The sequence below is a fragment of the Alicyclobacillus macrosporangiidus CPP55 genome, from assembly GCF_000702485.1.
GTDB classification, from domain to species: Bacteria; Bacillota; Bacilli; order Alicyclobacillales; family Alicyclobacillaceae; genus Alicyclobacillus_H; species Alicyclobacillus_H macrosporangiidus_B.
The window spans coordinates 3,182,812-3,201,522 of the sequence record NZ_JNIL01000001.1 but is presented as its reverse complement, the minus strand read 5'-3'; the positions used below and the strand labels follow the sequence as shown (position 1 = coordinate 3,201,522).

Sequence of the window (18,711 nt, the reverse complement as noted above, 5' to 3'; positions counted from 1 at the left end):
CCGCGGCGAAACACCGGACGACCGCGCCGCGCCCGCGGCGGGATCGTCACGCCAGTCCGTTGAACTTGGCGACAATCTGCACAAACGCCGCGACGCCCACCGGCAGCGCGTCCTCGTCGATGGTGAAGCGGGGATGGTGATGCGGATACACGATGCCCTTGTCCGGATTGCCCGCGCCGATGAAGAAGAACGTCCCCGGCACCGCCGCCTGGAAGGCGGAGAAGTCCTCGCCGCCCATGGTCGGCGTCGCCTCCTGGACGAGGTCGTCACCGAAGGCCTCGAGCAACGCTTCGCGCACCTTGCTGGTGACCGCCTCGTCGTTGAGCACCGGGCGGTAGCCCTTCTCGTAGCGGAACTCGTAGTCCGCCCCGTGGGCCGAGGTCACGCCCCGAATGATGCGTTCCATCAGCTCCGGCACCCGCTCGCGCAACTTCGGATTGAGGGTGCGCACGGTGCCGACGAGCTCCACCGTATTCGGGATGATGTTGTGAGCCGTACCGCCGTGGAACTGGCAGACGGAGACCACGATGGGATCCAGCGGATCGACATTGCGCGAGGCGATATGCTGCAGATTGAGGACCACTTGGGACCCGATGACAATCGGATCGACCGTCTCGTTCGGATGCGCTGCGTGGCCGCCCTTGCCCTTGATGGTGATATAAAAGGCGTCCGGAGCTGCCATCAGCGCACCCGCCTTGACGAGCACCCTGCCGACCCGCTCGGACGCCCACAGGTGCGCGCCGACCACCGCGTCCACGCCATCGGTGACCCCCGCCTTGACCATCTCCTCCGCGCCGCCCGGGAACAGCTCCTCTGCGTGCTGGAAGAAGAAGCGCACCTCGCCGCGAATGCGATCCTTGAGCCCGGCCAGGACCTTCGCCGTCGCGAGGAGCATCGCCGTGTGGCCATCGTGGCCGCAGGCGTGCATCACGCCCGGGTTCTTGGAGACAAACTCGAACGTGTTCTCCTCCGTGATGGGCAGTGCATCCATGTCGGCACGCAATGCGAGCACGGGTCCGGGCTGGCTGCCGATGAGCCGGGCCACCACGCTGGTCTTGGTCGGCCGCGACAGCTCGAAGGCGCCGAAGGACGCCAGCGTGTCGTACACGAACTGGGAGGTCTTCTCCTCCTGGAACGACAGCTCCGGGTTCATGTGCAGGTGCCGCCGCCAGCGGACCACATCCTCCTTCACCGAATCGACCAACGCCGGCAGATCCTGAATCTGTGTGGACATGTGCTCCTCTCCTCTCCCTTGTGTGCGATGGCTCAGACCCCGTCCCGTCAGACCTGTACCGCCTCGGAGGCCAACTGCAAAAGGGTGTGCATCAGAACGTCCGCCCCCGCGGCGCAGTCCTCCGGAGATGTGTATTCGGCCGGGTCGTGGCTGATGCCGTCCTTGGAACGCACGAAGACCATGCCGACCGGGCACAGATCGCGCAATTGCATGCCGTCATGCCCAGCGCCGCTGACCAACGTGATGGACCGCATCCCGAGCTGCCCGCAGGCGTCTCCGATGATGCGCTGGATGGCGGGCGCGCACGGTACTGGCGGGATGCGCTGCAGCGTCTCCACCGTCAGCCCAAGTCCGCGCGCGGCGCAGACCGCGCGCGCCTCCGCCAGGATGGCGGCCTCCGCCGAGTCCCGCTCCGCTTCGTCCACGTCGCGCAAATCCAGCGTGAACTCCACCCGCCCCGGGATGATGTTCACGCCGCCCGGGTGCACCTGCAGCTGGCCGACGGTGCCGACCGTGTGAGCGTGGCGGCGACACTCCGCCTCGATGGCCTGAACGATGGCCGCCGCGCCGACGAGCGGATCGCGCCGAAGGTTCATCGGCGTCGCGCCGGCGTGGCCAGCCTCGCCCTCGACGGTAAACCTGAGCCACAGGGGCCCTGCCATCCCGCTGACCACGCCGACGGCCAAGCCGGCGTTCTCCAACACCCGGCCCTGCTCGATATGCAGCTCCACGTAGGCCTTGACGGATCCCTTCGATCTCGCCGCCTCCCGGAAAGCCGCCGGATCGAGCCCATACGCCCGCATCGCCTCCGCGATGGACACGCCATCCGCGTCCCGATGCTCCAGATCCTCGGCGGTCAGCGTCCCGGCCACAGCACGGCTGCCGGTCATGCCGAACCGGAAGCGCGCCCCCTCCTCATCCGTAAAGGAGACGACCTCCACCGGGTGATCGGTCTCGATCCCGTTCTCCCGAAGGGTCTGCAGGGCCTCCACCGCCGCCAACACACCGAGCGGACCATCGAAGTTCCCGCCGTGAAACACCGAATCCAGGTGCGATCCCGTCAAGACCACCGGTAACTCCGGCCGCCGGCCGGGCCAGCGCCCAATCAGGTTGCCGACGGTGTCCTCCCGCACCTCCAAGCCGGCTTCACGCATGAAGCCCGCCACGCGCTCCTTCGCTCGCCTCCACTCCGGGGTAAACGCCAACCGGGTCACCCCGCCGTCCGGCTGGCGGCCGATCTCGGCCAGGGCCATCAGCCGGTCCCACAATCGCTGCCGATTCACCTCAACCATGGTCTCTCCTCAATTTCGGTGGATTTCTGGTCAGACGGGATATACGGATTATATCACTCTCTGCCCAATGGAAACGAGTCATTGTTTTCAGAGCAACCCGGTTGCGCAATGCCGAGACGGATGCGGTAGACCTTGCGCGGCCTGCCCCGCGCGTACGGAGATTCCTCTCCCACCACCTCGGCAACGCCCTGCGCCTCCAGGGCCGCCAACAGCCGTCTGGCGCTGCGCGGCAGGATCTGCAACCGATCCGCCAGCTCGTACGCCGTGATCTCGTCCGTCCCGAGCTGGCGCAGCACCTCCCGCAGCCTGCTCAGGGTCGCCACCGACAGCGCGCTTTGCGCGCCGACAGCCCGCAATCCCTCGTCCGCGTACGAGTACGTCATCCCGCACCTGGCCTCGCGCCCTGGCCCTTTGGCCAGGGGCCCGCGCACCGACTTGTCGTCGAGCACGCACATCCAAGCACCAGGCCCCGCCTGCCGGGCGTGCTGCAGGGCCGCGCGGGCGTGGGCCTCCGCCTCGGCGACGGTCCGCCCAACGCCGATGCCAGCGGTGACATCACACCCGGGCTCGTCCAATGCGGCGGCCGCCTCCGGGTAAGTCCGAAAATCAGCCGTTTGAGCCGACAGGATGCCGCGTGTCGTCAATACGGTGTACACCCCGTCCTCGGCCGCCTTCACGGTCCCGGCGAGCCGGCACGCGTAACGCCGGACTCGCGCCCAGCGGGCGCCGGCATCCGCCGGCTCGAGACCGCGCCCCGCCTCCGCCGTCCGTGAATCCGCAGAACTGTCCGGGCCGACCGGGCATGAGCTCGTCCCGCCGCGAGGCGTAAACACCATCGTCTGCGCCGCAATCTGGGCGTCCCGAAAGTGAGCCGCTTCATGCATACGCAAGGCCAGATCGAGGACGCGCGCGATGTCATCCCGCGCCGCTGTCACGTGGTACGCGGGCACGTCCAACCGCTCCAACCTGAGTTGACAGGACCGCACGCAGGTGACCGCAGCCTTGGTCTTGCCCTCCCGCCACAGGCGGAAGTGAAAGTCGGCGATGCGGTCGACGTCGACGGCATCGCTGTAATGAAACAGATGCTCCGGTGGCGCGATCCGGGCCTCCGCGGCCAGGCGCTGCAACTCGTCCGGGTGAAACGTGTCAAAGCTGAGCTCCGTCACGCGCCATCCGCGCTCGTGCGACAGATGCAGCAACACCTTCCACAGGCCCGCGCCGGTGTGCGGCGTGTACAACATCGGGACACGGATGCCGCCCCACGCCTTCGCGATGGTGTACGGCACCTGGCCGCTGAACAGCCACATGTCGACAGTGTCCGCCACCGGCTGCAGCAGGTCCACAATCTCCGACTCGTCCCAATACACCACGGGCTGCAGCCGGATGTTCGGGTATCCCGCCGCCACCGCCGTGATCTCCGCCAGCGAATCGTCCGCTCCCAACACACCCAATCTCAGTTGCACGCGACCCGATCCTACGCCTTGCACGCGCTGACCGCCCCTCCCGCGGTATGTTCTGAAGGCGTAATTGGGCCAATCGGAATGTTTGTTCGTCGATAATGGGCGGAACCTCCATCTCGACCCATTCATCACGCGGTCTCAGTTGGCGTTTGTATTTCTCGTCGGTGCTGGCAATGTATTTGTTTAGATGCGTACCATGCGTTGCATACTTGCGGATATACGTCTTTCCAGTGTAGTACGTTTCGTTGGTAAGAATGCGGCGGACGGTTGATTGACTCCATACGGATTTTCCGGCACGCGGAGATGGTATCCCCATTTCCGCGAGCCTGTCACAAATACGGAATACACCCATCTCTGCGCCCAGCTTAAAGATGAGCCGAACGACAGCCGCTTCGTCCTCCTTTATAGACACGGTATCTGATTCGTAGTGATACCCATAGATGTCGGGCCAGTGTGTCCAACCGCCTTCTCGTGCCTTGCGGAGCTTGCCGGTTTGCGTGCGCCGAGCGATCATTGCTTTCTCAAACTGAGCGATGGCGCCGCGCACGGAGTAGAACAATTCACCCTCAGGCGTCGATTCGCGGTTAAAGTCGGTAAAGACCAGTTTCACACCCCGCCGCTCAATCTGCTCGGTGAGCACCAACAGATTTGACAACTGGCGTGATGACTAACTGGCAGTACGTTTCTTTTGGTTTCCTCACGAGTGGAAGTAGTGACTATGGCACAATTGGTCGGGCTCTTTTCACCTGTATAATGCGACACAAAGAAAACACTTCCGACATCTTGACCTTTCAAAATGGGTTCGTTGCAAATGACGCAGGTTCCTGCGGGAACAGGAATGCATAGGTGCTTGTTGCATATAACTGCCCGAGAGCGCAACAACAACGGAACACGAATATGCATGATTATGCAAAATCGCCGCATAATCAAACACCAGCTACATCCGGGCTTATAGGACATTCGCCCCCGTTAGCGACACAACTGATTCACTTGGACCGATATTCCTTTAAAGGCCCTGACTCAAGTCTGTCGAGCCAGTTGTCCACCAATGCCCTAAAGACATCCGGCTGCTCAATCTGCAGGTTATGACCTGCCATGTCAAGCACTGCAAAGGTCCCTCTTGGATAATTTTCAATCAATCGCCACGCATCCTGGAACCCGACAACGTGATCCTGTCGGCCAGTAATAATCAACGTTGGATGCTCAAATGGGGGTGAGTTGGCATCGATATCAAACGTGAATCCATAGCCGTTTTGGCGAACTCGATCTAAAAACTCGTGATTAGCGTTTCTAGAAGGGATCAAGATTTCTTCACGGAACCTCTCCCACTCTTGTTGCCCCTGTAATACTGCCACCGATTCAAATTCGGCAGCATCTTCCGATGACAACCGGGATATTAGAATGGGGTCCCTCCTTAAAATCTGCTGCTCAGGCAAGACTCTTTCAGCGGGTTCCGAAACAATCACCGGAGCAATGAGCAAAAGGCCACGGACTAAGTTTCTGCGTAAATGAACTATACCGCGAGCAATAAGCCCTCCATATGAATAGCCGCAAACCACTAATTGTTCATTCGGAATGACATTGTCAAGAAAGTGTAAAACGGTTTCCAGCATTCCATCAGAGTTCTGGATGGACGGCTGAGGCTCAGAACGACCCATACCTGGTAAATCTATATATATCCGCTTCCAACCATTCCGTTTCTCGAATATTGGTTCCATCGCATGGAGTAACACCTGATGGTCCAAGGTCCAACCATGCAGCATGACAACAGGATATCCTTCTCCAATGACCTTATAATTGATCGACAACTAACCTTACTTCCTTTCATCTGTAGTTCCATGACAGTAATTTCCGCACAACAATACACAAACATATGTTCTGTTGTCAAGAGACGAGTAGCCGCAGCTGTTACATTGAACTTTCCTGCCCTTAATTCCATAAGCGTAGTTCCAGACATGCATAGTCATGTAAAATGAACGCATAAGCATGCAACACTGTAATTTGGCGTTACTGCAGATTCGCCCCCGTAAACGACAGAAACACTAACTTACGTTTCCTCATCTTCACCGTCATTTTGAACTTGTAAGAAACTGTCTAATCGCTGAATAGGCTTCTCGCCCCTCTTCGTTATCTGCAAAAACCCCCAAAAATCCGTGAATTGTGCCCTCATATCGGATTGCTATAACAGGCACACCCGATTCGTCAAGTCTGCGAGCGTACGCTTCTCCTTCGTCCCTTAATGGATCGTACTCTGCAGTAATGATAAGCGCAGGAGGTAAATCGGTTAAGTCTGTTGCCTGCACTGGTGATACATAAGGATGACAAGCTAAGTTAGTATTTTGTATGTACCATGACCAAAATTGACTAATACCTCGTTCAGTTGTGAGATACTTTGAACCACATTCAGCATAGGATGCATATTTCGTTGGAATATGGGATTGGTAAAAATCCGTGTTAGGACAAATCAACACCTGTTTACAAATAGAAGGAGTTCCTCGGTCACGTGCCATCAAAGTTACAACCGTTGCAAAGTTCCCGCCAGAACTGTCTCCTCCAACCGCAATTACTGAGGGGTTCACGTTCAAGTAAGATGCATTTTCAGCGCACCATTTTGTCACTGCATAGCAGTCTTCCACTCCTGCGGGAAATGGGTTTTCTGGAGCGAGTCTGTAGTCTACGGCAATAACTTTCCAACCTAACTCATTTGCCAAACGACGACATATCACGTCATGACTCTCAAGACTGCCAATACAAAATCCCCCACCATGAAAGTACACAAGCAGTGGAAGTAGCTGTTGAGTGTTGGGAGTGTAAATGCGGATAGGAATCTCCCGCTCTTGGGCAGGAATGGATATATCTTCAACATGCCAGACGTAAGGTCGCTGATTGGCAGGAATAACTCTTGACATTTGGTTACGGCGTAACTCTATTACGTTTGATATCAGTGTAGAGTCTTCCTTCGGAATCGACTCTAAAAATGATTTAACATGCGGACGAAGTCCCATAAAGATCTCCTTCAAAATATTATTTAACTTTATTCTAGCCGATATCAACCTGAACCTCTTGTTGAACTCACCTGCCCATTACTGCAACAAGCATAACACATACGACTCGAATAAATATGCGGCAGTCATGCCTAAGTGACCGCCTCATTTTTGTGTAAGTAAATGAAACCGCGGAATACACGTGACTGGGAGGAACTTTCAATGAAGCGGTCGAGAAGTTTGCTGTGGAACATAGTCCCGCCGTAGACGCTGTTGAGGCTGACGCCGTGTGGTGCGTGCGTAAAGACGACGGGACGGTGCACAAGTATGCTGTGTCTCAGTGACAGCCTTGGCATCCAGCATGTATCGACTTTTGCTGCGTAGGGAAAGATGAGAGTGTTAGACATTTGGGAGGGACCAAACTTGGGCACCGTTCGTCGAGTCCATGTTCGTTCCGGCCATGTATACATCGATACACGGTACGAATACTTATTTCGAGTTCCTTTGCGATTTCAGCAGCCGTTATTCTCTTTCTTAAATGAAGTAGCCACAGCACGGAAAGCATATTGCCTGCCTTGGGCATAGAGTGACTCTCCTCGTTTGAAATAGATCTCTAAATTGAGGAATTTCAACGATTGATGTTCAGGAGCAGGTTATGTATGACGCCCTCCCATTTAGCGGCCTCACACGCACGATTACTTCATCGTCAATTGTACATTTTCGCCTGAGATTTCAGATATCTCTTGATGCAAAAGAAGTTGTGCATGCAACTCGCATTCACACTTCTGCAGAGGTCATATCAACTACTCGTGGAATCAAACATTACCCTGGTTCCTATAGAGCCGGTTCAGGTGAGTCTGTCGGCTCGATGGACCGTCAGGCGAACCAGCCAATCATGTTAGAAAACAATGCATAAGTGGTTGGCCATCTTAGCGATATGAGCTATATTTCGAATTGTATCTGGCGAAAAGGGCTTGTCAGATATCGGCAAATAGTCACCGTAAGGAGAGGGGCGATTCCGTTTCCATGAACGAACTACTAACATTCCGACTTGCCACCCCATCCGACGACGAACTGATTCACACGATAACACAAGATGCCTGGGAGGAGTACAGACACGTCCCTGGATCCTCCAGCGCATTTGATGAAACACCGGAACAGATTCGAACGGCGCTGATGAATGGTTCAATTCAGGCTGCGATTGGCCTCTTTCACGGAGAACCGGTACTTTCCGTACGCTTCCGACTTACAGACCATCTTTACTTTTCACGTTTGGCAGTTCGTAGAGCCTATCAAGGCCGAGGATACGCCCGATTGGTACTCAGGTGGATGGAGGGCTTTGCGAAAGAGAATGGGATCAACGAGCTCCGTTGTACAGTTCGGGCATCGATTCCACGCAATGTCTATTTGTATGAATCTATCGGATACCGCATAATAGACGAACAGATTGTCGTAAAGAGCCCCGACGTACATTTGGTAGTTTGGACAATGGCGAAGTCGATTTAAGAACCAGTTTCGCCAAAAATCTTTACCCCGCCTTGAAGCCGACGTGCAGGGTATCCACCGTAGCTTACCTGATTGGGTCACATTATCCGCTCTATGTTCCTTTCGATCACTGGAATCTACCGCACATTGTCCTGCAGAAGGTACTGTCGAACCTTCCCCAAATCCAGTAATTCAAGGAGGGAAACGGAGATCTCTAGACGTGGAGCCACTGTGTGAATCCAGTCCACTACCCCCACAGCAAGTCTGACACTGGCGAATAGAATGTCGTCGATGGTTCGGGTGTGTGGCCGTAATCCTAGACAAACCTCGATGTTTTCGACATATCCAGGAATATCTTTCCCAATCTCAAGTCGGTCCTCAAATGCTTGGGACTCCCCAGCCATGAGACGTGGAGATTCACTATATGTTCGGCATGTGCGCCATGCGTACTCGCCGACCTTCTGGGCGAAATAGGCTGCACGAGCGAAATCCGCCGCAGCATGAGCGTTTTTTACCTTCGTAACGTACTCGACAAGGGTCTCGAGAGCATACTGTAAGTCTTCCACGTAGGGATAACGCTTCGGCGTGTTCGCCTCGATGATCTGATTCAACACATCGAAGATCCCAGTGGAGTCCCACAACACTTTGGCCGAGGTATAAGTCGGTTTCATCCATGCCCAACGCTCAGGGTCCTGGCAAAGACGCATCAACTCAGAAATAGACCGGCTGCCGATGGAAAAATGGACAAGCCGTCCACCATACTCCTCGAAATAGATTCGGTCACGTACCTCAGGCTCACGAGCCGTAATCACTCGAAGATCCACATCGCTATACGGACCCTCGTTTCCGAGGGCTCGGCTACCGAACAACAATATCGCCACGGCGGATGGTTCCACTTTTCTTAGGCGATTCACCCACAGATCCCATTCAATCATGACGGTATTCCACTCTCCAAGACGAACCATGGATTTACCTTTCTAAAGTATACAGAATTCACAATCACTATGGACGAACTTGCGACGGTTTACTGATTTGCACTGGAGAGTACCAATGACCGCAAGTGATCAATTGTCTCGCAAAGTAATTGTTAATACGGCCCCTATCAGTGAGATGACCGCACAGACCATGCCGACAGATACATATCCGTACATTGTGTAAATGGATCCCATCAGCGAGGAGCCCAAAGCCACCGCCATGTTGGTTGCGAAACTGTATAACCCCATCACCTGTCCACGATGTTCCTGGGAGGCTTCGGTTAAAAGTGTACTTAGGGTCGTCAAGGCAGTGCTTTGTCCAATACCCCAGACAAGGAGCACCGGCGTCAGAAAGAGGACACTCTGACCTAGATGCGGAAGTGAGGTTAAAACGGCTGCCAATAGGAACAGTGCGATAAGCAGTGACCTGCGGTGACCAAAGCGGTCGGCGAAACGCCCCGTCAAGGGGCTCAAAGCAAACCCGATTCCGTATGGTATGATAAGTTCACCGGCTACTGCCGTTCCAAAGTGTTGTGAGGAGCGAACGAAACTCCCCAAAAAGGTATAGGCCCCATAAAAGCCAAACATATCGCAGAATGTCACCAATACGAGTGGCAAAACGCCGGGTATTTGAACCACTTTCCAACAGGCTTGCATAAAACTCTCATGTTCCCGTGCCTGAACACTTGAATCTGTGACCGCATGAACTTGCGGAAGGCGAAACATGAGGCATGTGGCAACTACAGCGAGAATGGCAATTGAGACAAAGGTAGCTCTCCATCCCAATTGTCCGCCAACCCATCCACCGAAGGGCACACCGATCAGCAGTGCCGCCGCCCAACCAGACAGTACCACACCCATAACTCTTCCCCGATGCGTAAAGGGGACGCTATCACCTACGTATGCGTATGCAGACGGAACAAAGGCACCTGCTGCCATCCCGGACAATGCTCTTCCGATAAGCAGAACGAGCATGTTGGGCGCAACAGCACAAACTGCTGAGGCCACAATGAATCCAACCAATGTACCCAACATTAGTGTACGGCGTGGGATTTGGTCACCAAGTGGAGAAACAATGGGTGCAGAAATGGCAATCGTGAGACCGTAGATGCTCACCGATAGCGCCGTGACGCTTAATGAACTGTGGAACGTGTTTGACACATCAATCAGCAATGGTGAAATCACCAACTCGTCCATGCCGATAGCAAAAATTCCAATGAGCAATGTCACCGCAGGCCATAACAGTGCAACTGTATTCTGTGTCATGTATTGTTCTGAAGCATGTTCTAGTTGTTGAGCCACGGATATCCACCTCACTCGACAAGGTTCCTCTTACTTTTAGGCTACATTGCCGGACTGCAAAAACGAATGTAACATTGAAGTTAAATCAAGGATTCGGCATGAGCATCGAAGGTAAATTGTGAGGTGAGTTTCGAATTGAAAAGTATACTTGATGAGGTGAGTTGGAGAATTTTAATTGAGCTTCAGAATGATGCCCGTTTGTCGTACAGCGAACTGGGGCGACGCCTCAATATGTCGGCGCCGGCCGTTGCGGAACGTGTAAGGAGATTGGAGGAAGATGGGATTATTACCGGCTATCATATAGCGGTTGACCCGTTTAAGCTTGGTGCGACGATGATGGTGTCCATTCGGATGACAACATCCGGTGGCAATTACGATCGACTGACAGAGACCATTCAGCATATGGATGAAATCCTCGAGTGCCACCGCTTGACCGGGAGTGACTGCTTTATCATGAAAGCCGTCGTATCTTCCATTGGCCATTTGGAAGATCTGATCAAACGCCTCATTCCATTTGGCTCAGTGAATACTTCTGTCGTTTTGTCGTCGCCAGTCAAGCATCGAACCATCACTGGGCCTATCAGCGATCCACGAATAACGTAATTCGTGCTGTGCAGTGTTTCGCTTGGTACGCACGATCGTATGTTTACGATGGACGATTTGAGTCGCTCCAGATTTCCAAAGTATTGTTAAGAAATCCTCCTCCCCCATAGCATGGCGGCCACGATACACAACCCACCCACCATCTCTACAACGGAGAGATGTTCTCCAAGAAGCAGCACGGAACACACGGCCGCAAATACAGGCTCACTACTCATCAGAACCGCCACTCGAGCGGGCGACGTCCGCCGAATCATAGTCATCTGGATGAAAAATGCGAACATCGTTGCAAAAACTGCAAGATACCCTGTGATGAGCCAAAACGAAAGCGTTAAGCCTGTAAGAGATGGGTGTTGAAACATACTCACAACGCCGGATCCAATCGCAACGACGCCAAGCTGGATAGTGGTGAGCGCCCCGGAATCCACCTGTTTCCCGTCCGTCATTTTCTTCGTCAACGTCATTTGGCTCGCTCGACAGAGTGCCGCTCCCAGAACCCAGCAAGTCTCCAAGATTGACATGAATCTGAGCCCCACGCAACGTGAGCAAAGCCGTGCCCAAGACGGATAACACGACAGCACCAAGAAGCCCTAGTTTCGCCCGCCTGCGGTAAACGATGCTGTCTATCAGGGGAACCATCACAGCAAACAAGCTAATGATGAATCCGGCATTGGCAGCCGAGGTATTCGCCACCCCGTACGTCTCCAATGTAAAGATTGCAAAGAGAAACAGGCCAAACACAAGACCGGTGAGCCACGTTGAGCGGTCAGCACTTCGTATGGCACCGAAGGTCATCGGCAACATGAGAAGGGTTGTCAGAGCAAACCGAATGAAAAGGAACTGTAAAACGGGTACGGATGAGACAACATCCTTCGAGGCAACGTACGTGGTTCCCCAGATGAGAGCAACCAGCAGCAGGGAAATGTCCGCCGTCCACCGTGAGTTCCAAATCCCCTTCCCGACCGAAATAAATACGTTTTTTGTTTTCGTGATTTTGATTCAACACCTCGAAACTTACCCGTTCAAAAATATACTCCACTCCACTTCCTCCCTCTCTCTATCCATTCTTAGTTAATTGTTTCACTAAAAGTCTGAGATGCAAAATTACCTTTAAGGACGCCACATGCGAAGTCCAAACCTCAGAAAACCGCAGCGGTTTTTTGCACGCAGACTTTGCGGAACACCACCTCAACTACCATTTGTGCAAGTCGAAGTGCCTGTTCAGCACAACGAATAAATTCATCGGTAACACCATTGCCCTGTGAGTCGATGACCTTGGCTCTCCCGTCGAGCACATAAAATCCGTCACCGCCGACAACTTCGGCGGGATTCCTTGGCGTAGGTAGACCTCCCATTTGCTCAGGGCAGACTGATATCGCCTCTCCTGAACGAACCATCGCCTCAATATCGTGGCCCGTCGCTGCTCTTTGGTCGTATCGACATTTACATCCTGCCAAGCATGCGCTGACTACCTTCATGCCTTCCACCACCAATTTGAACAGACGTACTGTCGAAGTGATACCTCGATTCGCCTACAACTTTTGTGCAGCTACGAACCTGAGCTGCAAATCCTCGGTCTCGCCACTCGGGTCAGCTTCAGTTTGAACATGAAGCTTCTGTTCCAAAATCTTGTAGTCCGCTTCAAGCATCGTCCGAATCTCTATCTCATCAAAAAAATGCAGAGGCTTTCCCTCATGTTTCTCAAATGTATTCGGCTCAACTTCAGGGCCAATCCCGTAGTTGTTCGTGTCGAAAACTGAAATACAAGAGAACGCAAAAATACCGCCTCGTTTCAGGAGTGAAGTCAGTCGACGGACTAGTTTGTCCCGTTCGGCTGCCAAAAACAGGTGAAGCACGTTGGACAGATATATCCCGTCAAACTCCTTCCCAGTCAGAAATACGGCGTCAAAAATGTCCCCCACTGCGTAATCGATGTCGATAGAACGTTCCCTAGCCTGCGCAGTGGCCAGTTCGATACATCAGATACATCAAACGCCGTTACTCGATAGCCTTTTTCTGCAAAGAAAACACTGTTCCGGCCGTACCCACAACCCGGCACGAGCAGATCTTTCACGTTCGCCGATCTGAAATGCTCGTTTGCCATCAAAGCGGAGGGACATGGATCATCACCCCAGATGCGGCCGTTTGCGTACCTGGCGTTCCAATATGAATTCATCAATGTAGTCAAATGGACTCCCTCTTCAGGAATCGATGTTTTCATGAGGGCCCCTCGTCAAGGTCCATCATCGATATAGAAAAGTTTACCGTACCGCCTGGGTATGCGATAGTTCAAATAGAATATCTCGTGATGTTACAGTCGAGGAAAGGAGTTTTGCGATGCCGATACGTGTTGGCATCATTGGGACCGGTTTCGGTGCCACCGTCCATGCCCCAATTCTCAAACAGCACCCTAAGTACGATCTCGTTTCCATTGCCAGTATGCGTCCTGGACGAGCTACAGACGTGGCCGTCGATCTTGGCATACCGAATGCGTACGATGATTGGCGACAGATGATGAACGCCGGTGGATTGGATTTGATTGTGATTGCCACCAAACCCGGTCTTCATGCGGAAATGGTGGAGCATGCGCTTTCCACCTCGCATCACGTACTCTGCGAGAAGCCGCCTGCCCTTAACGGATCGGAGGCCGAGAGGATGGCCGAGGTCTCGCATGGAAGCGCCAGGGTTGCAGCGATGAACTTCGAGTGGCGGTATCTGCCGGAGCGTCAGGCTGTCCAACGGATCCTGAACGGTCGCCAACTGGGGGACATCATCCAGGTGAATTGGTCGGAAGTTTGGCCCCTTTGGCCGCAGATCCGGGAGAGCGAAGCATCGTGGCACTGGTTGGCCGAAGAAGGTGGTGGCATGCTTGGTGCCATTGGATCCCATGTCATTGACGCCCTTTGTCATTGGTTCGGCCCGTTTGCCACCATTCAGGGGCAGACGATAAATCACGTCCACAGCACCTGGACCGAAAGCCAGCGAACGGACGGCGTCAACTGTCAAACCGAGCACACCTCGCAACTCCTCGGTTGAGGCCGGATAATGATCTCTAATTCGGCGTCGGCCGAGGAGATACGGTGCTTCCAATACTCCATCATGGTCTTTAGCAACGTGTTGAGTCATTTGATTGGCGCCTGCAAATACTGGTGAGCAAACGATTCAAGAACGTCCGAACTGACGCCACCGTACTCGTCAATCACAATCTCAGTTACACTTCCGTTCGTCTCAGGATGCAAGACAATGACATTCGCAAAGCCGCCCGGTTTGTTAATCTTCAAATCCGACCATTTTGCAGAGACAAGCCACGCAAGGTCCCCTGAAAATCCCTGAAGTTGCGTAGTATCTTTGCCGAAATCCCAATAAACACCCCCGCCCGAATCAAATGACGGATCCTGTGGTTTTTTGTACGCCTTCGACATGGAGTCGAGATGCTGCTGCGTTACAGCTACCCTTTGCCCTTTATCATTTGTATAGATGTCCACGTATTGAAAGGGTGTTTTCGTCACGCTCACCAGCTCATTGTCACGATAATTGTACAGCGGAAACTCCACACCTTGGCTCAGGATCCTTGTCCAACCATCAATCGTGTCAGGTTCTCGTATAGGAAAGTTCGCTATCTCATGAGCTTGGGACAAAGGAAAAGTTTCCGTGCCGGGTTGTGTCAGCGTCTTGTCGACGAAAGAAGGGTCTGCGGCTAAGGAATAAGGACCGTTCATATTGCCACTAGTCTGAAAGTATGCCCCGCCCCATACGAAGTAGTCGACATAGGTAAAGCCAGCAAGTGGCAACACTACAAGCAGAACCCCGATAGCAGCAATCTTCTTGTTGCGTGTCCACTTGCGTTTCACCAAACGGTCATTGCCAGCCAGGGACTGAAACAACCGCCTTTCAAAGGCGTCCGTATCAACTGTAATTTGTTCATAGCAGCGTTTTGCACCCTTGAGTTTCAGGTCTAAGCTCATCGTCTTCACCTTCTTGCAAAAGTCTGCTGAGCAACTTGCGACCGCGAGCCAGTCGTGTTCTAACCGTCCCGGCATTTGTTTCAAGTACCTCTGCGATATCCTGGGTACTCAACCCTTCAAAGTAAAACAGAATAATCGGAGTCCGGTACTTTGCCGGAAGAGACTGCAAAGCATGGTGTACTTCACGAAACTCGGCATCGCGTAAATAGGTCTCTTCTACACCAGCCCTGCTCCTTTCTGGAAGTACAGAAACAGTGACCTCACGCCAACCTTTTCTTCGGAAGGACCGGCACTCATTGATGACAATTCGTGCAAGCCACGGAAACGGGTTTCCTGGATTCTTCAGTTGGTTCATTGAGGCGTACGCCTGTATGAATGCATCCTGAACACGGTCTTCGGCAGTGGCCTGGTCCCTAACATACGTGTACGCCAGACGTACCAGACGCTCTGTATAGAGCCGCACCCATGTCCGGAGTTGCTCTTCTGGTTCCAAGATTCACTTCACCGTCCTTTCGTACGTATGATGCAAATCACTTAGTTTTTGTTTCACCAACACCAACGTTTCTATTTGATTGAGGGACTAGTCACCCTATCGTATGTCCCATTGATGCCTAGATGTACTAGTTTAGGAGACGAACAGGTGTTGACGATCCCCCACTTTAATAACAGAATCTCGGGAAAACTCAAGAGGACATTCCCTGCCACGCCGGATAAGGTGGCTTCAGGAATTCGCAATCGAGGAGTGAAAACCAGTAAGGCCCGCCTTGTGATTCCCTGTCCAATCGGTAAATCAACCGTGGGCACGGAACGAGGTCAGGAGGTGTTTCAGAGGGAGTTGTCTTCCACAACTTGAAAATGAAGAAAAACGCGGCGTTCCGATATACCGAGTTTTGCATGCCAATGCAGGATCAGACGGGGGGCGTTGTTGAACTAAAGCCCCCGTTAACGCAAGAACGAAGGACTAATTCGCCATTGACTATGTACCATATTTTTCATATCATGAAAACGAATGAATGAGAGGAGGGAGCACGCTAATGAGGTTGCCGTGGTGGTGTCCTCTGCGACTATTTGGACCCGCAGTAGTACCTAACGGGATACGTATGCCCTTTTTCGGCAATCCGGTTAGCGTGCTTGCTCTTTACGGATAGTTCTTTCTTGGCAAGCATACTACAAGGTGCCGTTCGGGGCATACGCTCTGAACGGCTTTTTCATATCTAAGTTCATCCATAAAGGAGCTATTGTGAATGAAACAGTTCGATTATCTGAGCGTGAATAAAGCAAGGTGGAACGAGTTAGTTGGCATTCACAGCAAGTCCGATGCTTATCGATTGAAGGAGTTCTTGGGAGGCAATTCGACGTTACACCCTGTAGAACTATTGGAACTCGGCAATATCCAGGGTAAGCGGATGCTACATCTACAATGTCATTTCGGGCTTGACTCTCTGTCATGGGCAAGAACTGGGGTGAAGGTGGTCGGAGTAGACTTTTCCGACAAAGCCATTGAACTTGCCAGGAAATTGAACGACGAAGTGGGACTGGATGCCGAATTCATTTGCTCCGACATCCTGTCCTTACCCAAAGTCTTAACAGACGAGTTCGACATCGTGTTCACCTCCTATGGCGTGCTGTGCTGGATCGAGGACCTTAAAGAATGGGCGAAAGTCATATACTGCTTTTTGAAGCCGGGGGGAACAAGTAGTCCGCCATGCCGATTGTTTTCCCAACGGAAGAAATCTTGGACCTTTACGACCAGGAGTACACTTCTCTTAACATAAGGGACAAATCAACCGTATTACCGCACCACTACGTTCCCGAGCTCTACAGTCAAAACACGCATGAAAAAACACTCGACACCCCGCCTACCGTTTCCTTTGCGTATTTTGGCGACTTTTACGGTGCTCGCTCACCCGAGCCATTTATCAAGGCGTTAGAGCATATTGCTCGTACCACTCCAACTCTCCTGAACCATGTAAAGGTCAATTTTTATGGCAACATTGAATCCAAATTTGCTGACATGGTTGATAAATCACCCGTGACGATCACCCGCAGTAGAGTAACGTACTTCGAAAGTCTCAACCTGATGACAAAGAGCGATGTTCTCTTGTTGATCGACGCCCCTTCCAAGACTGGGATCAATCCTTTTTTGGCATCTAAGCTTGTGGACTATTTAGGAGCAGGGAAGAGAATTTTAGGTATAACGGATGAGAAAGGAACGGCGGCTAACATCCTGCGGAAATACGGTCACTATGTTGTCAGCCCGCATGATACGCAAGGAATTGTTACGGCGATAAAAGAGTGCACTCGAGAGCCCTGCTTCTCAAGCAAACAGGCATACTCTCCAATACTCGGATAAAACCAAGGGTTCCTTTCTGCTGCGGATATTCCAAACTCATTCAAGGCGTTTTCTAAGCCATTGATAACCAACTCAACGTTGACTGACTTTACTGAGCAAGGAACGCGCAAAGTCAATAAATGTACGCAACGCAGTTGTGACGTACAGATCTCTGCGCCGCATGAACACCGTTGGAACAACACCATGCGGATCAGGAATCGGAAAACAGCGAACCCGCCTCTGGTTTGCAACAGCGGCGATGACGGAATAAGGAACCACGGTCACTCCAAAGCCATTCTCAATACAGCCGAAAATTCCATCAAGGGTCCCAAATTCCATGACTCTCGCGGGACGATGACCTTGTTCCTTCAACCAGCGCTGCCATCGCTCAAGGTAGACACAGCGTTTGAAGGGCATCAGGAGGGGTTCGCTCAGAACATCCTCCAACCGATCATCGGAAGGCGACGTCACGAGTACCAACCGCTCTTCGAATGTCAGTTCGTCCACAAGGTCAGGATGATGGACAGGGCCATCGACGAACGCTCCTTCGATCTCGCGCTCAAAAACCGCCTCAATTAGGACTTCCGTTGGTGCCGTCAGCACTTGTAGCTCCACCTGAGGGTGTAGTTGGTGATATTGAGCAATAATCTCCGGCAGTCGGACGGCAGCCGTTGATTCCATCGCACCAATGGACAGCGGACCATGTGGGACAGACGAATCAAGGACAGCCGTTTTCGCTTCATCGAGAATTCGCAGTAACTGGTTTGCATATGGAAGCAGCGTCTGTCCTGCGGGAGTCAAGGTCATCTTCCGATGCTCTCGATAAAACAGGGGGACACCTAATTCCTTTTCCAATTGTTGAATTCGAGCTGTCACATTCGACTGCACGTAGCTCAAGCGTCTGGCGGCTTTGGTTACACTTCCTTCAACTGCGACAGTACGAAACACCTTGAAGGCGTTGATGTCCATTTCGCATCCCTCAACTTCAAATCATGAATCATGATGACTTAATCATTTTCATTCATTTTACACGAACATTTTGTTTGAATAGACTGGGATTGAAAATCGGTGTGAGGAGATGTG

19 protein-coding genes and 3 pseudogenes are annotated in these 18,711 nt (G+C 52.9%); 5 read left to right on the top strand and 17 right to left on the bottom strand.

Features of this window, described 5'->3' with window-relative positions; genetic code table 11:
• Window positions 1-46: 46 nt before the first annotated feature.
• From N687_RS0115870 to N687_RS25195, 7 genes and pseudogenes are all read right to left on the bottom strand, one after another.
• Complete coding sequence (locus N687_RS0115870) at window positions 47-1,234, bottom strand: M20 family metallopeptidase (RefSeq protein WP_029422792.1); 1,188 nt, start codon at window positions 1,232-1,234, stop codon at window positions 47-49.
• A 47-nt stretch (window positions 1,235-1,281) separates the two neighbouring features.
• Window positions 1,282-2,526, bottom strand: a complete 1,245-nt coding sequence (locus tag N687_RS0115865; RefSeq protein ID WP_029422791.1) for a Zn-dependent hydrolase — start codon at window positions 2,524-2,526, stop codon at window positions 1,282-1,284.
• 53 nt (window positions 2,527-2,579) lie between these two features.
• Window positions 2,580-3,989, bottom strand: coding sequence for a hypothetical protein (locus N687_RS24900; RefSeq protein WP_081841478.1), 1,410 nt, complete (start codon window positions 3,987-3,989; stop codon window positions 2,580-2,582).
• A gap of 64 nt (window positions 3,990-4,053) precedes the next feature.
• Window positions 4,054-4,641, bottom strand: a pseudogene (locus N687_RS25590) (recombinase family protein); the annotation flags it as partial.
• Between the two features lie 331 nt (window positions 4,642-4,972).
• Window positions 4,973-5,794 carry an alpha/beta fold hydrolase gene (locus N687_RS0115855; RefSeq protein ID WP_029422789.1) on the bottom strand — a complete coding sequence of 274 codons (822 nt, stop codon included), beginning with the start codon at window positions 5,792-5,794 and terminating at the stop codon, window positions 4,973-4,975.
• Window positions 5,795-6,055: 261 nt separating this feature from the next.
• A complete protein-coding gene (locus N687_RS23380) occupies window positions 6,056-7,039 on the bottom strand; it encodes an alpha/beta hydrolase (RefSeq protein WP_156040187.1) in 984 nt (327 codons plus the stop codon).
• Window positions 7,040-7,382: 343 nt separating this feature from the next.
• Window positions 7,383-7,553: pseudogene (locus N687_RS25195) on the bottom strand (HTH domain-containing protein); the annotation flags it as partial.
• Between the two features lie 443 nt (window positions 7,554-7,996).
• Here N687_RS25195 and N687_RS25585 point away from each other — a divergent pair.
• A complete protein-coding gene (locus N687_RS25585; RefSeq protein WP_081841475.1) occupies window positions 7,997-8,476 on the top strand; it encodes a GNAT family N-acetyltransferase in 480 nt (159 codons plus the stop codon).
• 116 nt (window positions 8,477-8,592) lie between these two features.
• On the opposite strand, the gene N687_RS0115850 is transcribed toward N687_RS25585, so the two are convergent.
• Together N687_RS0115850 and N687_RS23365 are read right to left on the bottom strand one after the other, a co-directional pair.
• Entirely contained in the window at window positions 8,593-9,390 is a 798-nt protein-coding gene (locus N687_RS0115850) for a nucleotidyltransferase domain-containing protein (RefSeq protein ID WP_156040186.1), read from the bottom strand.
• A gap of 129 nt (window positions 9,391-9,519) precedes the next feature.
• The gene (locus N687_RS23365) at window positions 9,520-10,731 is read right to left on the bottom strand and encodes an MFS transporter (protein ID WP_156040185.1); all 1,212 of its coding nucleotides are present in this window, start codon (window positions 10,729-10,731) and stop codon (window positions 9,520-9,522) included.
• 123 nt (window positions 10,732-10,854) lie between these two features.
• Here N687_RS23365 and N687_RS0115840 point away from each other — a divergent pair, with 123 nt between their 5' ends.
• Window positions 10,855-11,334 (top strand): Lrp/AsnC family transcriptional regulator, encoded by a 480-nt coding sequence (locus N687_RS0115840; RefSeq protein ID WP_029422786.1) that lies wholly within the window; start codon window positions 10,855-10,857, stop codon window positions 11,332-11,334.
• 86 nt (window positions 11,335-11,420) lie between these two features.
• On the opposite strand, the gene N687_RS22440 is transcribed toward N687_RS0115840, so the two are convergent.
• The 5 genes and pseudogenes from N687_RS22440 to N687_RS24050 form a co-directional block, all read right to left on the bottom strand.
• Window positions 11,421-11,852, bottom strand: coding sequence for a DMT family transporter (locus N687_RS22440; protein ID WP_051663337.1), 432 nt, complete (start codon window positions 11,850-11,852; stop codon window positions 11,421-11,423).
• Window positions 11,853-11,883: 31 nt separating this feature from the next.
• Window positions 11,884-12,249 (bottom strand): annotated as a pseudogene (locus tag N687_RS25580) (EamA family transporter); the annotation flags it as partial.
• Window positions 12,250-12,470: 221 nt separating this feature from the next.
• Window positions 12,471-12,809, bottom strand: coding sequence for a DUF523 domain-containing protein (locus tag N687_RS23355; RefSeq protein WP_081841473.1), 339 nt, complete (start codon window positions 12,807-12,809; stop codon window positions 12,471-12,473).
• 54 nt (window positions 12,810-12,863) lie between these two features.
• Window positions 12,864-13,253, bottom strand: a complete 390-nt coding sequence (locus tag N687_RS0115825) for a class I SAM-dependent methyltransferase (RefSeq protein WP_051663334.1) — start codon at window positions 13,251-13,253, stop codon at window positions 12,864-12,866.
• Entirely contained in the window at window positions 13,223-13,552 is a 330-nt protein-coding gene (locus N687_RS24050) for a hypothetical protein (protein WP_156040184.1), read from the bottom strand. Before N687_RS24050 ends, N687_RS0115825 begins: the two co-directional genes overlap by 31 nt.
• A gap of 116 nt (window positions 13,553-13,668) precedes the next feature.
• Here N687_RS24050 and N687_RS0115820 point away from each other — a divergent pair, with 116 nt between their 5' ends.
• Window positions 13,669-14,367: a Gfo/Idh/MocA family protein gene (locus tag N687_RS0115820; protein ID WP_051663333.1), complete on the top strand. Its 699-nt coding sequence runs from the start codon at window positions 13,669-13,671 to the stop codon at window positions 14,365-14,367.
• Between the two features lie 86 nt (window positions 14,368-14,453).
• On the opposite strand, the gene N687_RS0115815 is transcribed toward N687_RS0115820, so the two are convergent.
• Both N687_RS0115815 and N687_RS23350 read right to left on the bottom strand, forming a co-directional pair.
• On the bottom strand, window positions 14,454-15,296 hold the full coding sequence (locus N687_RS0115815) for a hypothetical protein (protein WP_035462414.1): 843 nt from the start codon (window positions 15,294-15,296) through the stop codon (window positions 14,454-14,456).
• Window positions 15,253-15,789, bottom strand: a complete 537-nt coding sequence (locus N687_RS23350) for an RNA polymerase sigma factor (protein ID WP_197029301.1) — start codon at window positions 15,787-15,789, stop codon at window positions 15,253-15,255. Before N687_RS23350 ends, N687_RS0115815 begins: the two co-directional genes overlap by 44 nt.
• Before the next feature lie 751 nt (window positions 15,790-16,540).
• On the opposite strand from N687_RS23350, the gene N687_RS0115810 reads away from it, so the two are divergent.
• Both N687_RS0115810 and N687_RS24045 read left to right on the top strand, forming a co-directional pair.
• Window positions 16,541-17,071, top strand: coding sequence for a class I SAM-dependent methyltransferase (locus tag N687_RS0115810; RefSeq protein WP_051663332.1), 531 nt, complete (start codon window positions 16,541-16,543; stop codon window positions 17,069-17,071).
• Window positions 17,002-17,649 carry a hypothetical protein gene (locus N687_RS24045; protein ID WP_197029300.1) on the top strand — a complete coding sequence of 216 codons (648 nt, stop codon included), beginning with the start codon at window positions 17,002-17,004 and terminating at the stop codon, window positions 17,647-17,649. The genes N687_RS0115810 and N687_RS24045 overlap by 70 nt, the downstream gene beginning before the upstream one ends.
• Before the next feature lie 72 nt (window positions 17,650-17,721).
• Here the strand turns inward: N687_RS24045 and N687_RS0115805 are convergent, their stop codons facing one another.
• Window positions 17,722-18,597, bottom strand: coding sequence for a LysR substrate-binding domain-containing protein (locus N687_RS0115805; protein WP_035462411.1), 876 nt, complete (start codon window positions 18,595-18,597; stop codon window positions 17,722-17,724).
• Window positions 18,598-18,711 lie beyond the last annotated feature (114 nt).

Bases quoted from the DNA above. Each gene is read 5' to 3' on its own strand.
- N687_RS22440 (WP_051663337.1), bottom strand. From the start codon at position 11,852: ATGTCAATCTTGGAGACTTGCTGGGTTCTGGGAGCGGCACTCTGTCGA.
- N687_RS0115820 (WP_051663333.1), top strand. From the start codon at position 13,669: ATGCCGATACGTGTTGGCATCATTGGGACCGGTTTCGGTGCCACCGTC.
- N687_RS0115810 (WP_051663332.1), top strand. From the start codon at position 16,541: ATGAAACAGTTCGATTATCTGAGCGTGAATAAAGCAAGGTGGAACGAG.
- N687_RS0115870 (WP_029422792.1), bottom strand. From the start codon at position 1,234: ATGTCCACACAGATTCAGGATCTGCCGGCGTTGGTCGATTCGGTGAAG.
- N687_RS0115815 (WP_035462414.1), bottom strand. From the start codon at position 15,296: ATGAGCTTAGACCTGAAACTCAAGGGTGCAAAACGCTGCTATGAACAA.
- N687_RS25585 (WP_081841475.1), top strand. From the start codon at position 7,997: ATGAACGAACTACTAACATTCCGACTTGCCACCCCATCCGACGACGAA.
- N687_RS23355 (WP_081841473.1), bottom strand. From the start codon at position 12,809: ATGAAGGTAGTCAGCGCATGCTTGGCAGGATGTAAATGTCGATACGAC.
- N687_RS24045 (WP_197029300.1), top strand. From the start codon at position 17,002: ATGCCGATTGTTTTCCCAACGGAAGAAATCTTGGACCTTTACGACCAG.
- N687_RS0115850 (WP_156040186.1), bottom strand. From the start codon at position 9,390: ATGATTGAATGGGATCTGTGGGTGAATCGCCTAAGAAAAGTGGAACCA.
- N687_RS0115865 (WP_029422791.1), bottom strand. From the start codon at position 2,526: ATGGTTGAGGTGAATCGGCAGCGATTGTGGGACCGGCTGATGGCCCTG.
- N687_RS24050 (WP_156040184.1), bottom strand. From the start codon at position 13,552: ATGAAAACATCGATTCCTGAAGAGGGAGTCCATTTGACTACATTGATG.
- N687_RS0115805 (WP_035462411.1), bottom strand. From the start codon at position 18,597: ATGGACATCAACGCCTTCAAGGTGTTTCGTACTGTCGCAGTTGAAGGA.